The following is a 23,143-nucleotide window of genomic DNA, read 5'->3' as shown; positions in this document are numbered from 1 at the left end:
GGCCTCTCAGATCTTCCGGTAGCGACGGACCAGCAGCCAGAACGAGGCGGCGGCGATGACCAGGATCTCGGCGAGGAAGACGAAGCCGCCGAGGTCCGAGGGGACGTGCGGGCCGTCGCCCCTGCTGCTGAGCCCGAAGAGCCAGTCGACGGTCGTGGCGACCAGACTGCTGGGGCTGATCACCAGTGCCCAGCCGGCCCCGGACGCATGGCCGTGCACATGCAGCACCGCGTAGATGATCCCGGCGATCGCCTCGGAGATCAGCAGCACCGCGATGATGGCGGCCACCCCGAAGCCGCGACGGGGCGTCACCGAGGAGATCACCAGTCCGATCCCGGCGTAGAGCAGGGAGTAGAAGGCTGCGGCGACCAGCCCGTAGGCGAAGTGCTCCAGGTTGTAGCCGAAGTCCATCGAGGCCAGCATCGAGCCGATCCACATGATCAGCATCGGCAGGCCGGTCAGCACGAAGATGGCCGAGGCCATCGCGCCGAACTTCGCCTGGACGTAGTCCCGCGAGGTCAGCGGGCGGGAGAAGTACAGCGGCAGGGTCATGAAGCGCAGGTCCCGGGAGAGCGCCACCGGCGCCTGGGCCGCGACGAACACCGCGATGACGAACTGCATGATCGAGAGGTAGTGCGGATAGCTGGCCGTCTCGGGGTACTTCGACAGCTTGGTGTAGACGCTGACCGCGACGATGATCAGCGCGGGCAGGCAGATCACCGCGAGCAGCGCCATCGGCAGGATCTTGGACTTGACGGACCGTCCGAGGCCGAAGCTGCCGCGCAGGCTCAGGGTGAAGAGCGAGCGGGTCGCGTAGGAGCGGCCGAGGCGGGGTCCGTCGTAGTGGCGGTAGCCGATGTCATGGATGACGTCCGCCCGTGGTTCGGGCAGCGCCGGGGTGGTTGCCTCAGACATGCGCGGTCTCCTCCTCGGCCTGGTCGTAGCTGAAGACCTCGGAGATGTGGTGCCGGCGCTGTTCCATCCGCACCAGGCCCACGCCCAGGTCGGCCACGGCGTCGCGGACCAGGTCGTAGGTCTCCTCGCCCTTGATCTCGACCAGCAGCACCCGGCCGCCGTCGGCCTTGGCCGTCAGCCCGGCTGCGGCGAGCGCCTCCAGCAGGGCCTTGTCGGTGTCCAGGGTCGGGTCGGACTGCTTGTCCGTCACCTCGACCGCGAGCAGCTGGGTCACCTGGGTGAAGTCGGCGGTCGAGGAGGAGCGCAGCAGCCGGCCCCCGTCGATGACGACCACGTGGTCGCAGGTCCGCTCCAGCTCTCCGAGCAGGTGCGAGGTGACCAGCACGGAGATCCCGAACTCGGCGTGGACGCGCCGGATCAGGCCCAGCATGTCGTCCCGGCCGACCGGGTCGAGGCCGTTGGTGGGCTCGTCCAGCAGCACCAGCTGCGGGTCGTGCACCAGCGCCTGGGCCAGCTTCACCCGCTGCTTCATGCCGGTGGAGTAGCCGCCGATCGGGCGGTAGCGCTCCTCGTAGAGGCCGACGTGGCGCAGCGTGTCCGCGGTCCGCTCACGGGCGGCGGAGGCCGGCAGGCCGGACATCCGCGCCATGTGGACGACGAACTCGGTGGCCGAGACGTCCGGTGGCAGGCAGTCGTGCTCGGGCATGTAGCCGACCCGTTCCCGGATGGCACCGCCCTCGGTGGCGACATCCAGCCCGAGTACCCGGGCCGTGCCCTCGGTGGCCGGGGCGAGCCCCAGCAGGATCTTGATGAGTGTGGACTTGCCTGCGCCGTTCGCTCCGACCAGGCCGACCACTCCGGGCTGCACATCGACGGTCAGTCGATCCAGCGCGGTGACCCGGGGGAACCTCTTGGTGAGGTTGTCCGTGATGATGACAGACACAGGAGGACCGTATCGGGGCGGCGATCCGCACCGCATCAGTCCGGAGGCAGCGGCTTGCCCCACTCTTCCGGCGTACCGGTGCGGGTGCGTCCCCTAGGGGACGCACCCCGGGACCCACCCGCGACGGCTGCGGTCAGCCGAGCAGCAGCTCGCTCTGGAGCGTGGCCACCTGCTGGGCGACGACCGGGTTGACCTTCGACGGGTTGGTCATCATCACCACGGCCGCGACCTCCCCGTGGTCGAAGCAGGTGACCCGGGCGGCCGGATGTCCGCCCTGAGCGTCCCCGGCCCGACCGGAGAGGAAGATGCCGGTGGGGATGTCCGGTGCGGAGAACTCCGGATCCACCAGCGCGTCCGGCGCCGCCGCCGGTGAGGTGTCGCAGGTCAGGCTGTTGAGATCGCCGGCGCTGGAGGAGGAACGGAACTGCAGCAGGTAGATCTCGGTCCGGGTGCCGTCGGGGCCGGTCCAGGCCGTCGCGGCGATGTGGCGGACGCCGTCGTCCTGGAGGTGCTTCGCCATGCCGGACGCGTCCACGAACTTCTGGGCGAAGGCGGTCGTGGAGTACCAGCCGGAACGGCCCGGGTAGGACGCGTCGGCCTGTCCGCCCACCGGCATCGGGAGCAGCAGCTGCCGGAGGTCGGCCGCATGCGTCTCCTCGACTCCGGAGGAGGTCTTCTGCTCGGCCGGACCGACCGCCCCGGAGGGGAGCGCGGGCAGCGTCAGCGCGGGGAAGGCATAGCGTCCGTCGGTCGGGGTCTTCAGCCCGGGGATGTCGGTGCGGCGCGGGGCGGCCACCGCGAAGGCGGCACCGGTGCCGACGGCCGCGCAGACCACCACGGCGGTGGTCCAGCGCAGCGCGGTGCGCAGCCAGGTGCGGTTGCGCGGGGGAGCCGGGGACAGCAGCGGTGGCACCGCCCAGACGGTGCTGGGGTCGAACTGCGGTGGGGCGGGGACGGGTACGGGTGTGGATGCGGGTGCGGGTGCGGGCGTGGGCGTGGGCGCCGGCGTGGGTTCCGTCAGCTCGCTCATATCTGGGCTCCCGGGATCGCAAGTCGTTCGAGCTGCTGCCGGAGCAGATCCGTGGCAGAGGTGGAGTCCAGCGGCGCGACTCCGTAGGCGGACAGGCGGACATAGATGTCGCCCACCGAGGCGTCACAGTCCATGTAGTCGAGCTTGTCGCCGCTGGCCAGCGGGGGAAGGTAGCAGTGCACCTTGGGGAAGCCCGGCACCGCAGGGCCCGCCCGGAACGCCTGCGTGCTGTCGGCCAGTTCCTTCAGCCAGGCAGCACCGTAGGAGGCGGCCTGCTGGTTCTCCTGGCGCAGCTCCACCTCGATGACCATGTTGCCCGTCGACTGGTAGGTGCGTACCGCGTCGCCCTTGACGAAGCTCGCGTTGAAGCCGCCGTCGAGCTTCTTCCGGTCGCTGTCGGACAGGGACGCGATGTCCTCGTCGAAGATCGCCCGGTACTGCGCCGTGGTCAGGGTGGTGTCGTTGCCGATTCCCGGGTCGTCCGGACCGAGGTTGTACCCGACGGGCAGCGGCAGCAGCAGATCGCTCAGCGCACCGAAGTGGTCGCCGTCGGCGTGGGCGCCGTAGGAGGGCGACGCCGAGGGTGCGGGCGACGCGCCGGCGGCCGCGACGGGCTTGTCCGGCTTCTTGTCGGCCTGGAGGATGCCGAAGCCGACACCGCCGCCGACCGCGACGGCCGACAGGACCAGCAGGGTGCCCAGCACGAGCGCCCGGCGCCTGCCGGGACGGCGCACCGGGTCCTGGCCTGCGGCCGGCTCGGCAGCGGGTGGTTCGGTCCCGAATGTTTCGGCCGGCTGCGGTTCGGGTTGCGGTTCGGGTTGCGGCAGCCCGGGGGTGGGCAGTTCGGTGGTCACAGTCGCTCCAACTGGTCCTGGACGACGGCCATCAGGGCCTTCCCGTCGATCGGGTGCGAGGAGTCGACCCACACGGCGACGACGATGTCGCCGTGGACGGCGAGACCCCCGCCCCGGTAGTACGTGCCGCCGTCGTCGTGCAACTGCTTGTGGCCGGCGAACACGGCGCCGTTGACGGTTCCCGGGACGGCGGTCCGGTACTTCGCCCCACCGGCATCGGTCAACAGGTAGTCGGACTGGTCGACGAGGAACTGTGCGGTGGACGCCTCGGCGGTGTGCTGGAACTGGATCAGGTTGACCTGGTAGTTGACACCGCCCTGGTCCCAGGCCACCACGGCAGCCCTGCGGAAGCCGTGGTCGAGTTGCCAGGTGAACTCCACACCGGGCTTGGTGTAGGTCTCCGCCAGACTGTCGAGGGCCAACCAGCCGTTGTCGCCGGACTCGTCGGCGTTCTTCTTGGCGCCCTTGGGGACCGGAATCAGGAGCTTGGTGAGGTCGCCGTCGGTCCTGACCAGGTCGTCCTGCGCCGCGGTGAGTGCTGCGGCGGTGGAGTGGGCGGCCGGGTAGGACGGCTGGGCGACGGAGAGCGGGGGCAACGGGGTCGGGGCACGGTGCTGCTGCACGGCGTAGCCGACGCCGGCGCCGCCCAGGACTCCGAGGACCACGGCGACCGCCATGATCAGCGCCGTCTTCCCACGGCGTCGGGGCTTCCGGGCTGCGGGGGGCGCCACCGCCTGAGGCGCGACGGCTTCGGGCGCGACGGTGGGAGCCGGCTCCGCCACGGCGTCGGCAGCAGCTGCGGGCGCAGTTGCGGCACCGGCAGCGGGCTCAGCTTCGGACACGGTCTTGGCTTCGGGCTTCGGCTCCGGTTCGGCCTGAGCCTCGGCTTCGGGCGCCAGCTCGGGCTCGGGCTCGGGCTCGGCCTGGGCTTCGGCTTCGGGCGCCGGCTCGGGCTCTGCCTTCGGCACGGCCTCGGCTTCGGGCTCGGGCTCGGGCCCGGCCTCGGGCTCCGGCTCAGTCTCAGCTACTGGTACAGCATCAGAGGGTGCGTCAGTTGCCGCTTCGGGAACAGCCTCTGGTTCAGGGGTTGCCGGCTCGGCGGCTTCGGTGGTCAACGGTCGGTCCTCCACGGGACGGTCTGGGAAGGGAGTTCGGGAAGGCGCGGCAGCGCACCTGCGCCTCAGTGGCCGGTGCTGAGCCGCTGCTCCTCGCGCTTCATCAGCGGGGTCAGCAGCGAGTGGGCCAGCTTCCCGGTCCCGGAGACGGTGATCTCGTACTCGACGTCGCCGACATGGGAGATCCCGAGCAACTCGCCGTCGCCGTCGGCGGTGGCCGGGTCGAAGGCGATGCCCCTGCCGTTGTCGATCCCGGAGACGCTGAACTCCTTGCCCTTGCCGAAGGTCAGTCCTGACGCCCAATCACCGGCGTGGCCGGAGCCGTCGAAGTGCAGCAGTTGGACGTCGACGGTGACCGTGCCGTCGTTGCTGCGGTAGCTGCGGTACGCGCCGCCGGAGCAGCCGTACTCGTTGAGGATCTTCTTGCTGGTGGTGGGGTTCCCCAGGGTCTTGGCGATGTCGGCGACAGTCATCTTGTTGCCGTCGGAGTCGCCGTACGCCTCGGCGTCCGAGGGCACGGGTAGCAGGAAGAAGCGCAGGTCACCGCTGTGCGTGGAGCCCTGGACGGTGCCCTTCACGGTGGAGCTGGGGCTGGGCGCGACCGTCGGCGTGGGGGCGATCACCGGTGCCGAGCTGCTGGCCGCCGCCGAGGGCGAGGCGCTCGCGCTGGGCAGTGCCGCCGCGGCGGCCTGCGTGGTACCGCCGCCGTCGCCCACCAGCACCACGCCGGTGGCCGTACCCGCTGCGATCACCAGCCAGCAGGTGACGGCCAGGGCCACCCGTCGACCCTTGCGCGAGCCAGGCGCCGGGGGTTCGGCCGGGGCTGCCGCATATCCCACCGGTGGCGGCGGAACGGGCGGATAGTAGCCGCCCTGGGGCACACCGGACACGTCTTCGCTTTCCCCCACGACAACCCCACAGAATGGTGATTCGCCTCATTCCCACCCTGGGGAGGCCGAACGCGCCGCAACCGCCAGGAGAGGATTGGCAGGGGCACGAACAGCAATGATGTCCATCTCCTTACCTACCGCACAACTCGTTTATAGGATCGATACGCAATACCGCTGCGCCAAGGGAATTGCGTTGTGGAATAACCCCTTCCGCCCCTTATGCGAATCCGCCGGAATTCGGCGGGATCCCGCTCAACCACCGACCAGCCGCATCCTGGAGACGGAGAGCGTCGTGGTGCTGGGGGAAGTCCCCAATGCCGCCGAGTAGTTCGGCGCGGCCTTGACCGAGGCCCAGGCGAGGTCGCCGTCCGGGAGCACCGCGATGTCTCCGGAGATGTGCTCGGGGACCACCACCGCGGGGGTGACCACCTTGCCGGTGTAGTCGATCAGTTCCAGGTGGGTTCCGCCGAAGCTGCCGGTGCAGGTGCCGCTGGCGCATTTGGCCCCGGTCACCGACTCCCAGGAGACCAGCAGTCGGCTCCCGCCGTACGGCGCGATGCGGACGTTGACGTGGTCGGTGCCCGGGTCGTCGGTCAGGTAGACGGTCTTCCCGCTGGGGGTGGAGGAGTTGCCGAGGAAGTCCACGGCGACCTGGTGGGTGTTCCAGCGCGGGGTCACCGTCCAGCCGCGGCCGCTGGTGTCGGCGGCGTTCTTCACCGCCGAAGCGGCTCCGCGGGAGGCCAGGGCGACGGCGTAGCGGCCCGCCGCCGACTTGACGATCGCCCCGGTTCCGTCCGGGAAGGCCCCGCCGCAGTAGCCCGCCCAGCACTGTTCCCGCCCCAGCACCGGTGCCATGTCCGGGGCTCCGATTCCGGTACTGACGAACAGTCCGGAGCGCCAGTCGTCCAGGCAGACCGAGGTGAACGGGGCGGACTTCTCCGGGTAGAGGGCGATGCCCTCGTTGTGGCTGCAGCCCCAGCTCCAGCCGCCGCTCAGCCGGGTTCCGGTCGCGCCCGTGTAGACCAGTTTGTCGCCGAAGTGCCCGTCCGCGAATCCGCCCGCGCCGTGCACCACGAAGTAGGCGCCGTACTCGGTGCCGTTCCAGGCGAGTTGGCCGTCGAGGACCGGTGCGGTGTCGTCGCTGGCGGTTCCGGTCAGCTTGTCGGTGAAGGCCCGGGCGCCGTTGCGGTAGCGGATCAGCGCGGCGGCGGTCTCGTTCCACTTGTTGCTGTCGGCGACCCTGGTGAGCAGCGCGAAGCCGTCGTCGTGGGCCACCAGCCCGCCGACCTCCTGGGCCCCGGCGACCACGGTGTCCGCGCCGCTGCGGGTCAGGTTCGTCCCGAGCGGGGTGACATGGATGCCGTTCGCGGCCGGCCAGGCGACCTGGACCTTGCCGCCGGGCGCGGCGGCGACGGCGACCCGGGTCCACTGGGGCGTCTCGTTGTAGCCCTGCTCCAGATAGTGCAGTGGACTGGAGAGGGTGAGCGTCGTGCTGCTGATCCGCTGGGCCAGCGGCGTGGCGGCGGAGACGGCGGCTGCGGACGCGGCAGCCGAGGCGGCGGCGCCCGACGCGACGGCTGCGGCGGACTTGGAGGGCCGCTTGGACGGCGGGGTCGGCGTCTTCGACGATGACGACGAGAGCGACGACGACACCGACCCGGCGGCGGCGCGGCTCGCCTCGGCGACTCCCGCCACATTGCCCACCGCGCGTTCGTGCGGCGCTCCCCCCGTGGCCGCGTGCACGGACACCCCCACGGCGGTCGCCACCGCCGCGAGGAGGACCACGACGGTCCCGCGTCGCCATCCCCTGCCGTGGCTCCTGCGTCGTGTGCCGGCCATGCGCGCTCCCTGGGTCCGTCTCTGGCGGATACGGCCCGCTCGGTGCGCGCCGTACCCCCAAGTGGCCCGGGAAACCGGAATGGTTGCCTTGCCGGGCAAGCCCGTTGGGGCGGCGGGGGCCGGTGGTCAGCCGAAGGCCGCGACGTTGCGCTCCGCCCAGCCGGCGAAGGTCCCGGCCGGACGGCCGAGGATCCGCTCGATGTCGGGACTGGTCCGCAGCTCGGCGGCGGTCGGGGCGCCGAGGATGTCCAGCGTGGTCGCGACCACGGGCTCGGGCATGAACCGCAGCATCTGCTCGCGGGCCTGATCCGCGGTCAGTTCGACGAAGCGGACCGGCTCGCCCAGCGCCGCGCCGATCGCCTCGGCCTGCTGCCGCGGCGTTACGGCCGCAGGCCCGGTCAGCTCGTACACCTGGCCGCCGTGTCCCTGCCCGAGCAGCACCGCCGCGGCGACCTCGGCGATGTCGTCCGGGTCGACGGTCGGCAGGCCGACGTCGCCGAACGGAGCGCTGACGGTCCGTCGGGTCCGTACCGACTCCGCCCAGGCGTAGGCGTTGGAGTCGAACCCGCCGGCCCGCAGCACGGTCCACTCCAGCCCCGACTGCCGGACCGCGTCCTCCCTGGCCCGCCCGACCACCCCGTGCGAGACCGACTCCGGCCGGGTGCCGACCCCCTGGGAGGACAGCAGCACCACCCGCCGGACCCCGCCGGCCTTGGCGACGTCGAGGAGGTCCGGCACGCTGAACCCCTGCGTGCCTCCGCCGCCGTCGTGCAGGAACAGCGCTTCGGCACCGTCCAGGACCGGCCGCAGGGTCTCGGCGTCGTTCAGGTCCGCCGCGCGGTGCCGGACCCGCTCCGGCAACGGATCGCCGGGGTTCGCCCGGGACACCGCCGTGACCTGCGCACCGGCCGCCGCGAGTGCCCGCACCAGCGGTCGTCCGACGTTGCCGGTGGCTCCCGTGACTACGATCATGATCAACACCTCTGTGTATTCGTCGGGTCAACTCACGCCGGAACAGGCGGAGTTGTCGCCGCCCCGATTGCTTCCCCGCGGCGACTGGACGAAGCTAACATCGTCGGGATAGTAGGTACCTAGGAGATAGTGGCTATGCCGAAGGGATGCGGAGCCGGATGAGCAAGCAGGAGAGCTGGACGTCAGCAGGGTCGGACGACGCCCGGCTGGCCTGTCCGATCACCCCGGTGGTCGACATCGTCTTCAGCCGCTGGACCACCCCGATCCTCTGGACCCTGCACCGGGAGGGCCGCATGCGCTTCGTGGAGCTCCAGCGGCACATCGGCACGGTCACCCCCAAGGTGCTGACCCAGCGGCTGCGCCAGCTGGAACGCGACGGCCTGGTCCTGCGCACCTACCACCCCGAGGTGCCGCCACGGGTGGAGTACGAGATCAGCGAGCTGGGTCGGAGCCTGGCCCCGCTCTTCGCCAAGCTCGCGGAATGGTCCGCCGACCACCTCGACAGCGTCGAGACGGCCCGCCTTGCCTACGACGGCGGGACGCTCCCGTGAGGTCGGACCCGCTCGTGCGGTTCTCGACAGTTCGCTTGGGCCGCAGTTGCCCGGAATCCTCCTGTTCCTGCGAGAGTTCATCGCCGAAGGTGCCGGGGCGGTGAACGGCCGGGAGGCGGGTGCGCGTAGAACTACTCCTGTGATTCCTGTCGGGAACACGCGGGGACCATTGGGGGGTTGCGTTGCGAATAACGAGACTTGGAGTGGTTTCTGCTGTCACGGTGCTCGGCGTGGCGGCAGCACCACTGGTCGCCCATGCCGATGGCACGACCGGCAGAACCCTCTACGTGGCGAAGAGTTCCGCCTGCAGTCCCAGCGGGACGGGGACCCAGGCGGTTCCGTTCTGCACGGTGCAGGCGGCTGTCGACGCGGCCGGGCCCGGGGACACCGTGATCCTGGAGGGCAGGAGCGCCGCTTACGCCGAGAACGTCAGCGTCACCGGCTCGGGGACGGCTGCCGCACCGATCACCATCACCTCTGAGTACCCGGCCTTCGAGCAGCAGCCGAAGGTCAGGAGCATCAGCCTCAGCGGGGCCTCCCATGTGCTGGTCCGGGGCATCGAGACCACCGTGGGCGGCGTCACCGTCAGCGGTTCGCAGAACGTCACGCTCGACAGCCTCTATGTCCTTCCCTCCCAAGGGACCGACGGCGTACACCTGAGCGGCGATTCCTCTGACGTCACAGTGAGCCGGAACTGGGTGTACGGCGACCGGGCGTCAGCCGTCGTCGTCGATCCCGGATCGACCGGCATCGTCATCACCACCAACTTGCTCGACAGCTCGACCGATGCGGTCGGCACGCCGATCCTCTCGGTCGACGGTGCCCCGGGTACCGACGTGGTCAGCAACACTCTGCAGACGCCCTGCGCCGGGGCGGAGATCGACCTCTCCGGGGGATCGGTCAACTCAGTGGTCGAGAACAACGTGCTCACGCCGTCCCTCGGAGCAGTCGCCTACTGCACCTCGCCCGTCAAGACCGGGATGGAGGTCTCGACGGACTCCATCTCCGGCACGACCGCCGACTACAACGACATCTACTCCCCCGGTGGAGGGGCGCTCTACACCTGGGGCGGAACGGGATACACCAGCGGCGCCGCCTTCAACGCGGCCACCGGGCAGGGCGGGCACGACCTCGCGTCCAACCCCGAGTACGTCAACAACGGCACGGCGTGCAGCGTGACGCCGACACCGGGCAGCGGCTCACCGGTGATCGATTCGGCCGACCCGCTCGCACCAGGCGAACTCACCACCGACATCAACGGCGCGCCACGAATCGCCAGTATCGCGGCGGGCCGCACCGCTCCCGACGCTGACGCCTACGACCGCGGCGCCGTCCAACTGCCGCTCTGCCTGACGACGAACAAGGACCTCACCGAGCTGTGGTGGAACAGCACTCACGAGGTCATGTTCCAGCCCCTGGTGACCGCCGACCTGAACGTGGCCGACAGCTACACCGTGAACTGGGGCGACGGGACCAGCACCACCGGCAGCTCGCACACGTCCACCAGTCCGACGATCACGCACACCTATGCGAGGGCGGGCAGCTACCAACTCGTCTTCAGCGAAACAGCGGCCGGCCAGTCGGCGACGTACACCCGCACGGTCACCCCACCGGGAAGCGATTACGTACCGCTCACCCCGCGCCGACTGCTCGACACCCGCGACGGGACCACGCCGGTGGCCGCGCACGCCAAGGTCCGGTTGCAGGTCGCGCAGGGTGTTGGTCTGCCGACCGGCCCGGTCACGGCGGCCGTCCTCAATGTGACGGCGACGGGCCCCACGGCGGCCGGCTACCTGTCCGGCTACGCGGACGGCGGCTCGTCCAGCACGTCCTTCCTGAACTACCCCCGTGGCGGAACCGTCGCCAACCAGGTCACCGTCCCGGTGGCGGCCAACGGCTATGTGGACTTCTACAACGGATCCAGTGGGACCGTGCAGGTGGTCGCCGACCTCCAGGGCTACTACACCCAGTCGGCCGCCAACGGGTACCTGCCAACCACGCCCAAGCGCCTGCTGGACACCCGCACCACCAACGTCGCCCGCCACGCCGGGCAGGTCCCGGCCAGGGGCACCGTCACCGTCCAGATCACCGGTACCGACGGCATCCCCCGCACCGGCGTCACGGCGGTGGTGATGAACACCACCGAGACCGGTGCCACCGCGGCCGGCTTCATCACCGCCTACCCGGGCGGCACCGCTCTGCCCACGGCCTCCAACCTGGACTTCACGGCTGGAAGCACTGTGCCCAACTTGGTCACCGTCCCGGTCGGCACCGATGGAACAGTCACCCTCTACAACGGCTCGAGCCGACCGGTGGACCTCATCGCCGATCTGCAGGGCTACTACCAGCAGGGGGAAGGCCTCAGCTTCTTCCCGGACCAGACCCGGCTGTACGACAGCCGGTCCGAGCCCGGCACGCAGGGAACCCCGGTCGACAGTCCGCTGACACCGGGCCTGAGCCTCAGCCTGGGCGTCGGCGAGTCCCTCTCGATGTCGGGCAGGGACGGCAGTTACCACATGCCCGAAGCCGCACTGCTGAACACGACCGTCACCGGTCCGAAGGCCGCCGGATTCATGTCGCTGACCCCGACGGAGTCATCGGCCCCGACGACGTCCAACGTCAACTTCACCGCGGGCGAGACCGTGGCCAACGCCGACGTCGCCACGACCGGATCAAACGGATGGGTCTGGTTCCACAACGGCTCCAAGGGCAGCACCGAACTGATCGTCGACGTCGAGGGCTACTTCGCCTGAGAATCCGGACCGCATGTCATCCGTACGGGGGCAGAGCCGTGCTCCCGAGCGCATGCGTTCCCGTAGGGTCGGATCCATGCGTCTGAGCACTGTGATTCTGCCGATCCACCGCTGGTCCGAAGGCCGGCAGGTCTGGCGCCGGGCCGAGGAGCTGGGGTTCCACGCCGCCTACACCTACGACCACCTGTCGTGGCGGTCGTTCCGGGACGAGCCGTGGTTCGGTGCGGTCCCGACGCTGACGGCCGCCGCGACCGCGACCGAGCGGCTCCGGCTGGGGACGCTGGTGACCTCGCCTAACTTCCGGCATCCGGTGACGCTGGCCAAGGAACTGCTGACGGTCGACGACATCTCGGGCGGGCGGCTGACCGTCGGCATCGGGGTGGGCGGGACCGGGTTCGACGCGACCGCGCTGGGGCAGGACGAGTGGACCGCGCGGCAGCGGGCGGACCGGTTCGACGAGTTCCTGCCGCTGCTGGACGAACTGCTGACGCATGACTCCACCACCCGCTCGGGGGAGTTCTACTCCGCTGTCGAGGCCCGCAACATCCCCGGCTGTGTGCAGCAGCCCCGGGTGCCCTTCTACGTGGCCGCCACCGGACCGCGCGGGCTGAGGCTCACCGCCGAGTACGGCCAGGGCTGGGTCAGCTACGGCGACCCGCGCGGCCCGGCCGACGTGCCCGTCGACCAGGCACCGTCCGTGATCGAGGCCCAGCTGGCCAAGCTCCGCAGCGCCTGCGAGGCCCGGGGCCGGGACTACGCGACCATCGACCGGATGCTGCTGCAGGGCTCCACCGCCGAGCGGCCGCTGCAGTCCCTCGACGCCTTCGTCGACTACGCCGGCACCTACCGGGCGCTGGGCATCGACGAGATCGTCGTGCACTGGCCGGTCCCCGACTCCATCTTCGCCAACGACCTCGCCGTCTTCGAGAAGATCGCCACCGAGGGCCTGGCCCAACTGGGCTGACCGGCTCTCGCCGGCCGCACCGGGCCGGAAGGTTCCGCCGGGGTGGACGATCTCTCCGACGGTCGGTGGGGGCGTGCGGGAGAATCGTCGGGTGAGATTCGGGATTCTGGGCGCGACGCAGGCGTGGGACGCCGAGGGGGCCCCGGTCGCGCTCGGCGGACCGGGGCGGAGAGCCGCGCTGGCGCTGCTCGCGCTGGACGCCGGACGGATCGTCACGGTCCAACGGATGATCGACGGGCTGTACGGGGAGGACCCGCCGAACGGCGTCGGCAACGCGCTGCAGTCGCAGGTCTCCCGGCTGCGGAGGGCGCTGCGGGGCGCGGGCAGTGGTGGTGGGGCGGGCGGCAGTGGCGGTGGTGGCGACGTCATCGAGAACCATGTGGCCGGGTACCGGCTGGCCGTCGACCGCGAGCAGGTGGATGTGCACCGTTTCGCGCGGCTGGCGGCCCAGGGGCGGGAAGCGCTGGGCGCGGGGGATCCGGCGAAGGCGGCCGAACTGCTCCGGGACGCGCTGGCGCTGTGGCGCGGGCCCGCGCTGGCCGATGTGGGGGACGCACCCTTCGCCGGACCGCAGGCCGTCCGGCTGGAGGAGCAGTGGCTCACCGCCACCGAGGACCGGATCGAGGCCGACCTCCGACTGGACGACCCCCGCGCGGTCGTCCCCGAACTGCGGGAGCTCGTCGCCGCACACCCGCTGCGGGAACGGCTCAGCACCCAGCTGGTGCGGGCGCTGCACGGCAGCGGGCAGCAGGCGGAGGCCCTCAGCGCGTTCGCTGATGCCCGCGAGGCCCTCGCCGACGCGCTCGGCGCGGATCCGGGTCCCGAGCTGGCGGCGGCGCACCTCGCAGTGCTGCGGGGGCCTGCGGCCGATGTTTCACGTGGAACATCGCCGAGGGGGGTGGATCGCGTCCCGGGCCGGACGGCCGGTGGGGCCGACGGGGACGGTGGGGCCGACGGGGACGGTGGGCCGGAGCGGTTGGCGTTGCCGGTCCGGCTCAGCGGGCTGGTGGGGCGGGGGGAGGAACTGGCGGGGGTCGCGGCACTGCTGCGGGAGGGACGGCTGGTCACGCTGACCGGCCCCGGCGGCACCGGGAAGACCCGGATGGCCGTGGAGACCGCCGCCCGGCACCCCGCGGACAGCTGCTTCGCCGACCTCTCCGGCCTCGCCGCCGGCGCCGATCTGCCGCAGGTCGTCCTCAGTGCGCTGGGGCTCCGCGGCTCCGGGCTGCTCGGCGCGCACGAGGGCCCCGCGCCGCTGGAGCGGCTGACCTCGGCCCTGGCCCAGCGCGAGCTGCTACTGGTCCTGGACAACTGCGAGCAGCTGATCGCCGACGCGGCCCGGCTCGCCACCGACCTGCTCGCCGCCTGCCCCGGCCTGTCCGTTCTGGCCACCAGCAGGGAGGCGCTGGCGATCACCGGCGAGCGGCTGTTCCCGGTGCCGGCCCTGCCGGAGCCCGCCGCCGTCGCCCTGTTCGCCGAACGGGCCACCGCCGTCCGCCCCGACTTCGAGCTGCGGCGCGACGCCGAGGCCGTCGCCGAGATCTGCCGCCGGCTGGACGGCCTGCCGCTGGCCATCGAGCTGGCCGCGGCCCGGCTGCGGATGCTGTCGCCCCGTCAGGTCGCGGACCGCCTCGACGACCGCTTCCGGCTGCTCACCGGCGGCAGCCGGACCGCGCAGCCCCGGCAGCAGACCCTGCGCGCGGTCGTCGACTGGAGCTGGGAGCTGCTGCCCGAGGCCGAACGCGGGGTGCTGCGCCGGGCCTCGGTGTTCTCCGGCGGCTGGACCCTGGACGCCGCGGAGGCGGTCTGCTGCACGGAGGCTGACGATGTGGTGGAACTCCTCGGCGCGCTGGTGGACAAGTCCCTGGTGGGCATGGAGCCGGACGGGGACGGGGAGGTCCGCTACCGGCTGCTGCAGACGGTCCGCGCCTACGCCGGCGAGAAGCTGGCCGAGTCCGGCGAGGAGGAACGCACCCGGCAGGCCCATCTGCGCTGGTTCACCGGGCTGGCCGCCGAGGCGGGCCCGCTGCTGCGCGGCGCGGACCAGCTGTACTGGCTGCGCCGGCTGTCCGCCGACCACGACAACTTCCACGCCGCGCTCGGCAGCGCCGGACCCCGGGAGGCACTGCGGCTGATCGGCGAGCTCAGCGGCTACTGGCTGCTGCGCGGCCTGCGGTTCGAGGGCGGCCCGTACGCCCGGGCCGCGCTGCGGTCACTCCCCCCGGAGCCGGTGCCCGGGCTGGAGGAGGAGTACGCGATCTGCGTGATCCTCGGCGTGCAGACCCCCGGCGGACGCGAGGCCCTGGCCGAGCACTACGCCGTCGCCGAGGCGCTGATGGGCCGGCTGCGGATGTCGCCCTGCCGGCTGCCGGCCGTCCTGCTGCTGTGGGCGCCGATCACCGGCGCACCCGCCGACCTGGACGACATCGACCTGGCCTCGGCCGAACAGTGGCTGGCCGACCCCTGGTACCGCGGCCTGATGCACATCGGCAACGGCTTCCGGGCCGAGTACGTCCTGGCGGACATGGCGGTGGCGGAACGTGAGTTCCTGGCCGCCACGGCGGAGTTCGGGGCACTGGGCGACCGCTGGGGCCGGCTGATGGCCGCCGGCGAGCTGGCGGTGCTCAGTTACCGGCGCGGCGATGCGGCGGCGTCGGAGCAGTACTCGGCGAGCGCGCTGCAGCTGGCGCACGAGCTGGGCGCCACCGAGGACATCGCCGACCAGCTGTACGCCCGGGCCGAACGCCGGATCAGCAGCGGGGAGCTGGACGCGGCCGTCGCCGACTGCGAGGAGTCCGAGGCACTGTTCCGACGGGTCGGCGCGGTCGACAACGTGGGACGGCCCCGGTTGCTGCTCGCCACGGTGGCGCGGCTGCGGGGGGATCTGCGGTCGGCGCGGGAACTGTGCGCGGGGCTGCTGGAGGCGGAGGCACCGGGGTGGTTCGGCGGTGACTGGCAGCGGATCAGCGTGCTGCTGGAGCTGAGCCGGATCTCGATGGCGGAGGGGGATCCGGTGGCGGCTCGGGGGTACCTGCGGGAGGCGCTGCCGGTGGGGGTGGACATCCGTAACCGGCCGGCGCTGGCGGCTGCGGCCGAAGTCGTCGCGGAGTTGCTGCGGGTGGAGGGGCAGCCGGAGCGGGCCGAGGAGTTGTCGGGGGTGGCGGGGGTGCTGCGGGGGGAAGGGGGCTCCGTCGAGGCGGCGGCGCAGGTGTTGACGGAGGCGGCGCAGGAGCAGGGTGGGGGGTGCTGAGCTGCGGCGGGTGCGGCTCCTGGGTGGGTTTCTCGCGCAGTTCCCCGCGCCCCTGAGGGGCTGCGTGGTGACGGTCAGCGGTTGGTCAGGGGTTGGTCAGCGGGGGGCTCGAATGTTGGGGCATGACCTCCTCGACGAACATCTCCGCCGCTCGTAAGTGGGGCACGCTGGCCATCTGCACGGTGGCCGGGCTGCTCCTGGGAATCGACAACACCGTCCTCAACCTCGCCATCCCGGACCTGGTGCGGGAGTTGGACCCCTCCTCCACCCAGATCCTGTGGATCGCCGACGCCTACAGCTTCGCGCTCGCCAGCCTGCTGGTGGTGATGGGCGGGCTCGGGGACCGGATCGGACGCAAGAAACTGCTGCTGGTGGGCGCCGGCTGCTTCGGGCTGGCCTCGCTGCTGGCGGCCTACTCCGGCAGCCCGGACCTGCTGATCCTGGCCCGGGTGCTGCAGGGCGTCGCCGGGGCGACGGTGATGCCGTCCACGGCCTCGCTGATCCGCTCGACCTTCACCGTGGCCAAGGAGCGCACCCTGGCGATGGGGATCTCCGGCGGCGTCGCGGCGATGGGCTTCGCCATCGGGCCGGTGGTCGGCGGTGCGCTGCTGAACCACTTCTGGTGGGGTTCGGTGTTCCTGATCAATGTGCCGGTGCTGGTGCTGCTGGTCGGTGCGGGCTCGGTGCTGCTGGTCGAGTCGCGGCACCCGGCCCCCGGGCGGATGGACTGGCCCAGCCTGCTGCTGTCGGTCGTCGGGCTGTTCGGTGCGGTGTACGCGGTGCAGACCGGTGCGCACGACGGCTTCGGGTCGCTGCCGGTGCTGGTCGCCGGGATCGGCGGCATCGTGGTGCTGACCGTGTTCGTCCTGCGCCAGTCCAGGATCGCCAACCCGCTGATCGACCTGCCGCTGCTGCGGGAGCGGGCCTTCGCCGGCTCGGTCGGCGCCAACCTGGTCACCATCGTCTCGGTGTCGGCGCTGTCGCTGGCCTTCTCGCAGTACTTCCAGGACGTCCGCGGCTGGTCCCCGCTGTCGGCGGGGCTGGCGCTGCTGGCCGGGCCGCTCGGCGCGATGATCGGCGGGCCGAGCAGCGCGGCGATGATCGCCTGGCTGGGCCGGGCCCGTACCACCGCGATCGGGCTGGGTCTGATGGCGGTGAGCATGGTCGGCCTCAGCTGGGTGGGCGTGTCCACCCCGTACTGGATGATCGCCCCGATCGTGGTGGTCAACGGCATCGGGATGGGCTTCATCTTCGGCGTCACCCAGGACACCATGATGGCCACCGCCCCCAAGGAGCGGGCCGGCGCGGCGGCGGCGATCGGCGAGACCGCGATGGAGCTCGGCGGCGGTCTGGGGATCGCGGTCCTCGGCTCCGTGCTGACCAGCGCGTACCGGGGCGGGCTGCGGCTGCCGGCCGGGCTGCCCGAGCAGGTGGTGGCCGCGGCGCACCAGAACGTCGGCAGTGCGATGGCCGCCGGGGCGGCGCTGCCCGCGCCGCAGGGCCCGGCGCTGGTCCGCACGGCACAGCAGGCCTTCGTCCACGGGATCCACGTCAGCACCGTGATCGGTGCGTGCATCCTCGCGGTCGGCGCGGTGGCGGCGCTGTACGCCCTGCGCGGGGTACCGGCGGTGATCGAGGACCCGGAGTCCGGGCTGGCGGGGTCCGGGCAGTCCGGGCAGTCCGGGCAGTCCGGGAAGTCCGGGAAGTCCGGTCTCGGGCAGCCGGGTTCCGGTCAGCCCGGTTCCGGGCAGCCGGGCTACCAGCGGGTGGGTTCCGAGCGGGACGAGGAGGTGGCGGAGGGCCCGCTCCCGACCGTCGGCTGACCGGTCGGTCCCGTCGAGCCGTGGGCCGCATCCCTCCGGGGTGCGGCCCACCGGCATGCCGCTCGGCTCCACTGAGCGAAGATGGGGAGGTGACAGCCACCCCCGCCACCCGCCCCCGCCTGATCGCCACCGACCTCGACGGCACCCTGCTGCGCAGCGACGGCACGGTGTCCGCACGGACCCAGGCCGCGCTGGCGCTCGCCGAGGACGCCGGGATCTCCATCGTGTTCGTCACCGGCCGGCCGCCGCGCTGGCTGGAGTCGCTGGCCGAGCACACCGGCCGGCACGGCGTCGCCATCTGCTCCAACGGCGGCGCCGTGTACGACGTCCGGCGCAAGGAGCTGGTGGAGACCTCGCCGCTGCGGGTCGAGGACTCGTTGGCGGTGGTGACCGCGCTGCGGGCCGAGCTGCCGGAGGTGGCCTTCGGGATCGAGTACCCGGGCGGGTTCTCGCACGAGCCCGGCTACCGCTCGATGCTCGACTGGTCGCCGGCCAACCGGATCGCCTCCGTCGAGGAGCTGCTCGGCGGAGCGGAGGGCGGCACCGTGTTCAAGCTGCTGGCGCAGGTGCCGGGGATGGACCCGGACGAGATGCTGCGGCGGGCCTGCGGCGCGGCGGGGGACCTGGCCGAGATCACCCGGTCCAGCCCGCTGCTGGAGATCGGGGCCCGGGGCGTGACCAAGGCCACCGCGCTCGCCCGGTGGTGCGCGGAGAAGGGCATCGCCGCGGACGAAGTGGTGGCCTTCGGCGACATGCCCAACGACCTGCCGATGCTGGCCTGGGCCGGCCGCGGCTACGCCATGGCGAACGCGCACCCGGCGGTGCTGGGCAGCTGCACGCTGCGGGCCGGGGACCACGACCGGGACGGGGTCGCCGAGGTGATCGAGTCACTGGTGGCCGGGGCGCAGGGCTGAGGGTCGCTGCGGTGTCGGGGTTACGGGGCGGTGTCGGGGCTACGCGGCGGGGTCCGGGGCTGCTGCCCCGGACCCCGGTTGCGGCTTCGGCGGCGGCCAGGTCCTGGGACCTAGTTGCCGCTGGGGGCGCCGCCGCCCGGAGCACCGCCCTGGCCGCCCTGGCCTCCGCCGAAGCCGCAGCCGCCGCCCTGGCCGCCGCCGAAGCCGGCGCTGCCGCTGGGACGGGCTCCGGTCGGCATCCCGGACGGCCTGGCACCGCCGGACGCCATCGCACCGCCGGAGGGCATCCCCGAGGGCCTGGCACCGCCCGAGCGCATCGCCCCACCGGACGGCATCCCCGACGGGCGGCTGCAACTGGCGTTGCTGGTCGTGGTGGTCGACGAGGAAGAAGAGCTGGATCCGCATGCGGTCAGCATCAGGCCACCCGCCACCAGGATCGCCGCTGCGGGGGCGACCCGGCGCTTGAGGGTGCTACTCAGGGCAGTGGTCATCGCTGTGGGCTCCTCAGTTACTTATGCGGACGAAACATCAGCCCACCACGAGGTCCTGTCAGCGAGCCGTGCACGGGTTAGCAATCACGTGCGACTCGTCGCGCCTGGGATTCGGTCCGGTTTACAGCGGGGCCGTCCAGGAGAGCAGGGTGCCTTTTCCGTCCGGACCGGGCTGGTGCCAGGCCGCGCCGCCGAGCGCCGCGGCACGGTCGGCGAGGTTGCGCAGACCGCTGCGGCGGCCGCCCTCGGGGATGCCGATGCCGTCGTCGAGCACGGTGAGCAGCACCGCGGGGCGGCCCGCCCCGGCCTCGCGCAGGGCGGTGGAGAGGTCGGCGCCCTCGGGCAGCTCGAAGGCGTCCCGGCCGGTGGTGAGGCGGCCCTCGTCGTCGATGTGGGCGGTGGTGTCCACGTTCACCGCCACCGTGGCGGCGCGGGCGTGCCGGGCCGCATTGGACAGGGCCTCCCGCAGCGCGGCGATGAGCTGGCGCCCGATCCGCTCGCTGACCATGGTCTCCACCGGGCCGACGAAGCCGACGGAGGGCTTGAAGCCCAGCGGTCCGGCCGCCTGCTTGGCCTCGCGGAGGATCCGGCCGCGCAGGTCGGCGTCGGCGTCGGCAGGGGTGTCGTCGTGCTGGAGGGCGTAGATGGTGGTGCGGACCTCCTGGATGGTGGCGTCCAGCTCGTCCACCGCCTTGCCGATCCGCGACCCGACCTCGGGGACCTGGGCCTTGCGGGCCGCGCTCTCCAGCATCATGCCGGTGGCGAAGAGCCGTTGGATCACCAGGTCGTGCAGGTCCCGGGCGATCCGGTCGCGGTCCTGGTAGACCGCGAGCCGCTGCTGGTCCTGCTGTCCCTCGGCCAGCCGCAGGGCCAGCGCGGCCTGGCCGGCGAAGGCGGCGGCGAGTTGCACCTCGTCCTCGCTGAAGGGTGGTCGGCCGGAGCGGCGCCAGACGGCGACGGCGCCGAGGATGCGTCCGGCGCTCTTCATCGGCAGCGCCATGCTGGGGCCGAAGGCCTTGGCGATCCTGGAGGAGACCCGGGGGTCGCTGCCCAGATCCTCGATGATCACATTCTGACCGTCCATCAGCAGGGCGACCTGGTCGCTGGCCGGGACGTGCTCGCCGACGACGAAGTCGGCGGCCTCGCCGGCCGCGTGCGACACCCGGAGGCCTCCGTCGCCGGTGGGCAGCAGGATCATGCCCAGTGCGGCGGCGGCCAGGTCGCGGACCTGTTCGGCGGCGATGGTGAGGGCGGCGTGGGCGTCCTCCGAGGTCAGCAGGACGGTGGTGACCTCTCCGGCGCCGGCGATCCAGCGTTCGCGGCGGCGGCCCTCCTCGTAGAGGCGGGCGTTGGCGATGGCTACGCCTGCGGCGGCGGCCAGGGCTTCCATGACCTGTTGGTCCTCGGTGCTGAAGGAGGCTCTGGGGGGTTCGGGGGGTGTGGTTCCAGCTCCTCGTTTCTCGGTGACGTAGAGGTTGCCGAAGACCTCGTCGCGGACCCGGATCGGGACGCTGACGAAGGAGTGCATCACCGGGTGCCCGGGCGGGACGCCGACCGAGCGGGGGTCGGTGGTGAGGTCGTCCAGCCGCAGCGGGCGGGGGTCCTCGATGATCGCGCCGAGCAGGCCCCGGCCCTCGGGGTAGTGGCCGATCCGGGCGGCCTCCTCGTCGGTGAGGCCGACGTGGATGAAGTCGACCAGCCCTGAGGTGTGCGGGGCCAGCACGCCGACCGCGGCGTACTCGGCGTCGGCGAGGTCCGCGGCTGCGGCGGCGATGCGCTGCAGGGTGGCGTGCAGGTCCAGCCCCGAGCTGACCGAGACCACGGCCTCCAGCAGCTCCCGCATCCGGTCGTTGACGGCGGCGACGGCGTGGAGGCGTTCGGACACCTCGGTGACGAGGGCGTCCAGGCCCAGGGGGGGCGGGGGGTGCTCCATGGGGAAAGGGTATTTTGCGGTTGTTCAGGGTGGTTGGTCGATTAGCCCGGTTGGTCAGACCGGGAGGTCAGGCCGGGAGGTCAGACCGGGAGGTCAGACGGGGAGGAGTGTTTCGGCCTGGCGTTCCTGGTCCCAGCTGCGGCGGAACGGGCCGTCGGTGGCGACCAGTTCGGTCCAGGTGCCGCGTTGGACGATGCGGCCGTGGTCCAGCACCAGGATCTCGTCGACGGCGTCCAGGCCAGCCAGCCGATGGGTGATCAGGAGCGTGGTCCGGCCCTCGGTGGCGGTCAGCAGGTCGGCGGTGAGGGCGTCGGCGGTGGCGAGGTCCAGGTGCTCGGCGGGTTCGTCCAGGAGCAGCACCGGGAAGTCCGCGAGCAGGGCCCGGGCCAGGGCGAGGCGCTGGCGCTGGCCGCCGGAGAGGCGGGCGCCGTGCTCCCCCACCATGGTGTCCAGGCCTTCGGGGAGGTCGTCGCGGATCCAGTCGCCAAGGCGGGCGATGTCGAGGGCCTGCCAGAGGTCGTCCTCGGTGCAGTCGGGGCGGGCCAGGCGGAGGTTCTCGCGGAGCGAGCTGTCGAAGATGTGGGCGTCCTGGGCGCAGATGCCGACGGCGGTGCGGACGGTGTCGCTGAGGAGGGTGGTGGTGTCGGTGCCGTTGAGGGTGACCGTTCCGGAGGTGGGGTCCAGGAAGCGGAGGAGCACGTGGGCGAGGGTGGTCTTGCCGGAGCCGCTGGGGCCGACTACGGCGATGCGGTGGCCCTGGGGGAGTTCCAGGGTGATTTCGGTCAGGGCCGGGTTTTCGGTTTTTGAGCCGGGCCAGTGGGCGGTGAGGGCGGTGGTGCGGAGCGGGAGGGGGGTGGTGGGGAGGTCGTTGGAGGTGGTGGGTTCGGTGATGGGTTCGGGGGCGTCGACCAGTTCCAGGACGCGGGCTGCGGAGCGGGCGCTGCGGCGGCGGATCTGGGCGGCGACGGGGAGGCCGGTGACGGCCTCGAAGGCGGCGAGGGGGGTGAGGACGACGACGGCCAGCCAGACTCCCTGGAGGGTGCCGGCCGCTACCGCGGCCACGCCTGCGGCACCGCAGGCGGCGGCGGTGAGGCCGGTCAGGGCGGTGCTGAGGCCGGTTCCGACGCCTGCGCCGGCGGCGGAGCGGCGGGAGAGGGCGGTGAGGGTGGCGTCCGTTCGGCGGAGGGTCTCCAGGCGGTGCGGGAGGGCGCCGCTGATGGTGAGTTCGGGGGTGCCGTCGAGGAGGTCGACCACCTCGGCGGTGAGTCTTCCCTTGGCGGGGGCGTGGAGTTCCTCGGCTCGGGAGGACAGCCGGGCGGTGAGGGCGGGGACGGCGACGCCGGCCAGGAGCAGGCCCGCGGCGAGGATCGCTCCGGCGGTGGGGAGGATCACTGCCAGGGCGGCGGCGGTGGCGGTGGCGGTGAGGGCTGCTGCGGCGGCGGGGAGGCGGTAGCGGAGGACGTAGTCCTGGATCGCGTCGACGTCGGCGACCATCCGGGAGAGCAGGTCGCCGCGGAGGCGGCCGTCGGCGCCGTCGGGGCTGAGGCGTTCCAGGCGGCGGTAGACGGTGGTGCGGAGCTCTCCGAGGGAGCGCAGCACGTTGTCGTGGCTGAGCAGGCGTTCGGCGTAGCGGAGCACGCCTCGGGAGATGCCGAAGGTGCGGACCGCGGTCATGGCGACCATCAGGTAGAGGATCGGCGGCTGTTGGGAGGCGCGGTCGATCAGCCAGCCGGAGGTGCCGAGGAGGGCGGTGGCGCTGAGAAGGGCCAGGGCGGAGAGGGTTACCGCCAGGGCGGTGCGGGGGGACTGGCCCTTGCGGTGGGCGGCTATGCGGATGCGGGACAGGGGGTTCGGGTTTGCCTGCGGCGCTGTTGGTGCAGTGGGGCGGGGGCGGGCCGGGGCGGGG

At 72.2% G+C, this 23,143-nt stretch carries 17 protein-coding genes and 1 pseudogene; 7 read left to right on the top strand and 11 right to left on the bottom strand.

Going from position 1 to position 23,143, the window contains the following annotated elements:
• Window positions 1-6: 6 nt before the first annotated feature.
• The 8 genes from IF29_RS0112670 to IF29_RS0112635 all read right to left on the bottom strand — a co-directional run bounded on the left by IF29_RS0112670 (window position 7) and on the right by IF29_RS0112635 (window position 8,558).
• A complete protein-coding gene (locus IF29_RS0112670) occupies window positions 7-915 on the bottom strand; it encodes an ABC transporter permease (protein ID WP_051725229.1) in 909 nt (302 codons plus the stop codon).
• Window positions 908-1,858, bottom strand: a complete 951-nt coding sequence (locus tag IF29_RS0112665; RefSeq protein WP_030253499.1) for an ABC transporter ATP-binding protein — start codon at window positions 1,856-1,858, stop codon at window positions 908-910. The genes IF29_RS0112670 and IF29_RS0112665 overlap by 8 nt, the downstream gene beginning before the upstream one ends.
• A 133-nt stretch (window positions 1,859-1,991) precedes the next feature.
• Entirely contained in the window at window positions 1,992-2,888 is an 897-nt protein-coding gene (locus tag IF29_RS0112660) for a hypothetical protein (protein WP_051725227.1), read from the bottom strand.
• The gene (locus tag IF29_RS0112655; protein ID WP_030253495.1) at window positions 2,885-3,742 is read right to left on the bottom strand and encodes a hypothetical protein; all 858 of its coding nucleotides are present in this window, start codon (window positions 3,740-3,742) and stop codon (window positions 2,885-2,887) included. Before IF29_RS0112655 ends, IF29_RS0112660 begins: the two co-directional genes overlap by 4 nt.
• Window positions 3,739-4,710, bottom strand: coding sequence for a hypothetical protein (locus tag IF29_RS0112650; protein ID WP_157623708.1), 972 nt, complete (start codon window positions 4,708-4,710; stop codon window positions 3,739-3,741). Before IF29_RS0112650 ends, IF29_RS0112655 begins: the two co-directional genes overlap by 4 nt.
• Before the next feature lie 212 nt (window positions 4,711-4,922).
• On the bottom strand, window positions 4,923-5,636 hold the full coding sequence (locus IF29_RS45940; protein WP_030253492.1) for a hypothetical protein: 714 nt from the start codon (window positions 5,634-5,636) through the stop codon (window positions 4,923-4,925).
• Window positions 5,637-5,999: 363 nt separating this feature from the next.
• The gene (locus tag IF29_RS0112640) at window positions 6,000-7,586 is read right to left on the bottom strand and encodes a hypothetical protein (RefSeq protein WP_198037428.1); all 1,587 of its coding nucleotides are present in this window, start codon (window positions 7,584-7,586) and stop codon (window positions 6,000-6,002) included.
• A 126-nt stretch (window positions 7,587-7,712) separates the two neighbouring features.
• Entirely contained in the window at window positions 7,713-8,558 is an 846-nt protein-coding gene (locus IF29_RS0112635; protein ID WP_030253488.1) for an SDR family oxidoreductase, read from the bottom strand.
• A gap of 158 nt (window positions 8,559-8,716) precedes the next feature.
• On the opposite strand from IF29_RS0112635, the gene IF29_RS0112630 reads away from it, so the two are divergent.
• From IF29_RS0112630 to IF29_RS0112600, 7 genes and pseudogenes are all read left to right on the top strand, one after another.
• Window positions 8,717-9,109: a winged helix-turn-helix transcriptional regulator gene (locus IF29_RS0112630; protein WP_030253487.1), complete on the top strand. Its 393-nt coding sequence runs from the start codon at window positions 8,717-8,719 to the stop codon at window positions 9,107-9,109.
• A 230-nt stretch (window positions 9,110-9,339) separates the two neighbouring features.
• Complete coding sequence (locus tag IF29_RS43440) at window positions 9,340-11,862, top strand: right-handed parallel beta-helix repeat-containing protein (protein ID WP_198037427.1); 2,523 nt, start codon at window positions 9,340-9,342, stop codon at window positions 11,860-11,862.
• Between the two features lie 76 nt (window positions 11,863-11,938).
• Window positions 11,939-12,826: an LLM class flavin-dependent oxidoreductase gene (locus IF29_RS0112615; RefSeq protein ID WP_030253479.1), complete on the top strand. Its 888-nt coding sequence runs from the start codon at window positions 11,939-11,941 to the stop codon at window positions 12,824-12,826.
• 226 nt (window positions 12,827-13,052) lie between these two features.
• Window positions 13,053-13,667: pseudogene (locus tag IF29_RS48955) on the top strand (AfsR/SARP family transcriptional regulator); the annotation flags it as partial.
• A 165-nt stretch (window positions 13,668-13,832) separates the two neighbouring features.
• Window positions 13,833-16,076: an ATP-binding protein gene (locus IF29_RS0112610; RefSeq protein WP_380521381.1), complete on the top strand. Its 2,244-nt coding sequence runs from the start codon at window positions 13,833-13,835 to the stop codon at window positions 16,074-16,076.
• A 122-nt stretch (window positions 16,077-16,198) separates the two neighbouring features.
• A complete protein-coding gene (locus IF29_RS0112605) occupies window positions 16,199-17,899 on the top strand; it encodes an MFS transporter (RefSeq protein ID WP_063757487.1) in 1,701 nt (566 codons plus the stop codon).
• An 89-nt stretch (window positions 17,900-17,988) separates the two neighbouring features.
• Window positions 17,989-18,813: an HAD family hydrolase gene (locus tag IF29_RS0112600; protein ID WP_157623707.1), complete on the top strand. Its 825-nt coding sequence runs from the start codon at window positions 17,989-17,991 to the stop codon at window positions 18,811-18,813.
• Window positions 18,814-18,923: 110 nt separating this feature from the next.
• On the opposite strand, the gene IF29_RS0112595 is transcribed toward IF29_RS0112600, so the two are convergent.
• The 3 genes from IF29_RS0112595 to cydC all read right to left on the bottom strand — a co-directional run.
• The gene (locus IF29_RS0112595; protein WP_030253472.1) at window positions 18,924-19,304 is read right to left on the bottom strand and encodes a hypothetical protein; all 381 of its coding nucleotides are present in this window, start codon (window positions 19,302-19,304) and stop codon (window positions 18,924-18,926) included.
• Between the two features lie 121 nt (window positions 19,305-19,425).
• Window positions 19,426-21,237 carry a GAF domain-containing sensor histidine kinase gene (locus tag IF29_RS0112590; protein ID WP_157623706.1) on the bottom strand — a complete coding sequence of 604 codons (1,812 nt, stop codon included), beginning with the start codon at window positions 21,235-21,237 and terminating at the stop codon, window positions 19,426-19,428.
• Window positions 21,238-21,330: 93 nt separating this feature from the next.
• Window positions 21,331-23,143: thiol reductant ABC exporter subunit CydC (cydC, locus tag IF29_RS0112585; protein ID WP_030253468.1), on the bottom strand; the 1,813-nt coding region annotated here is incomplete at its 5' end.

The sequence above is a fragment of the Streptacidiphilus jeojiense genome (assembly GCF_000719095.1).
GTDB lineage: Bacteria > Actinomycetota > Actinomycetes > Streptomycetales > Streptomycetaceae > Streptacidiphilus > Streptacidiphilus jeojiensis.
Note: the sequence above shows the minus strand (reverse complement) of the source record. Positions and strands in the feature narration are given on the sequence as shown.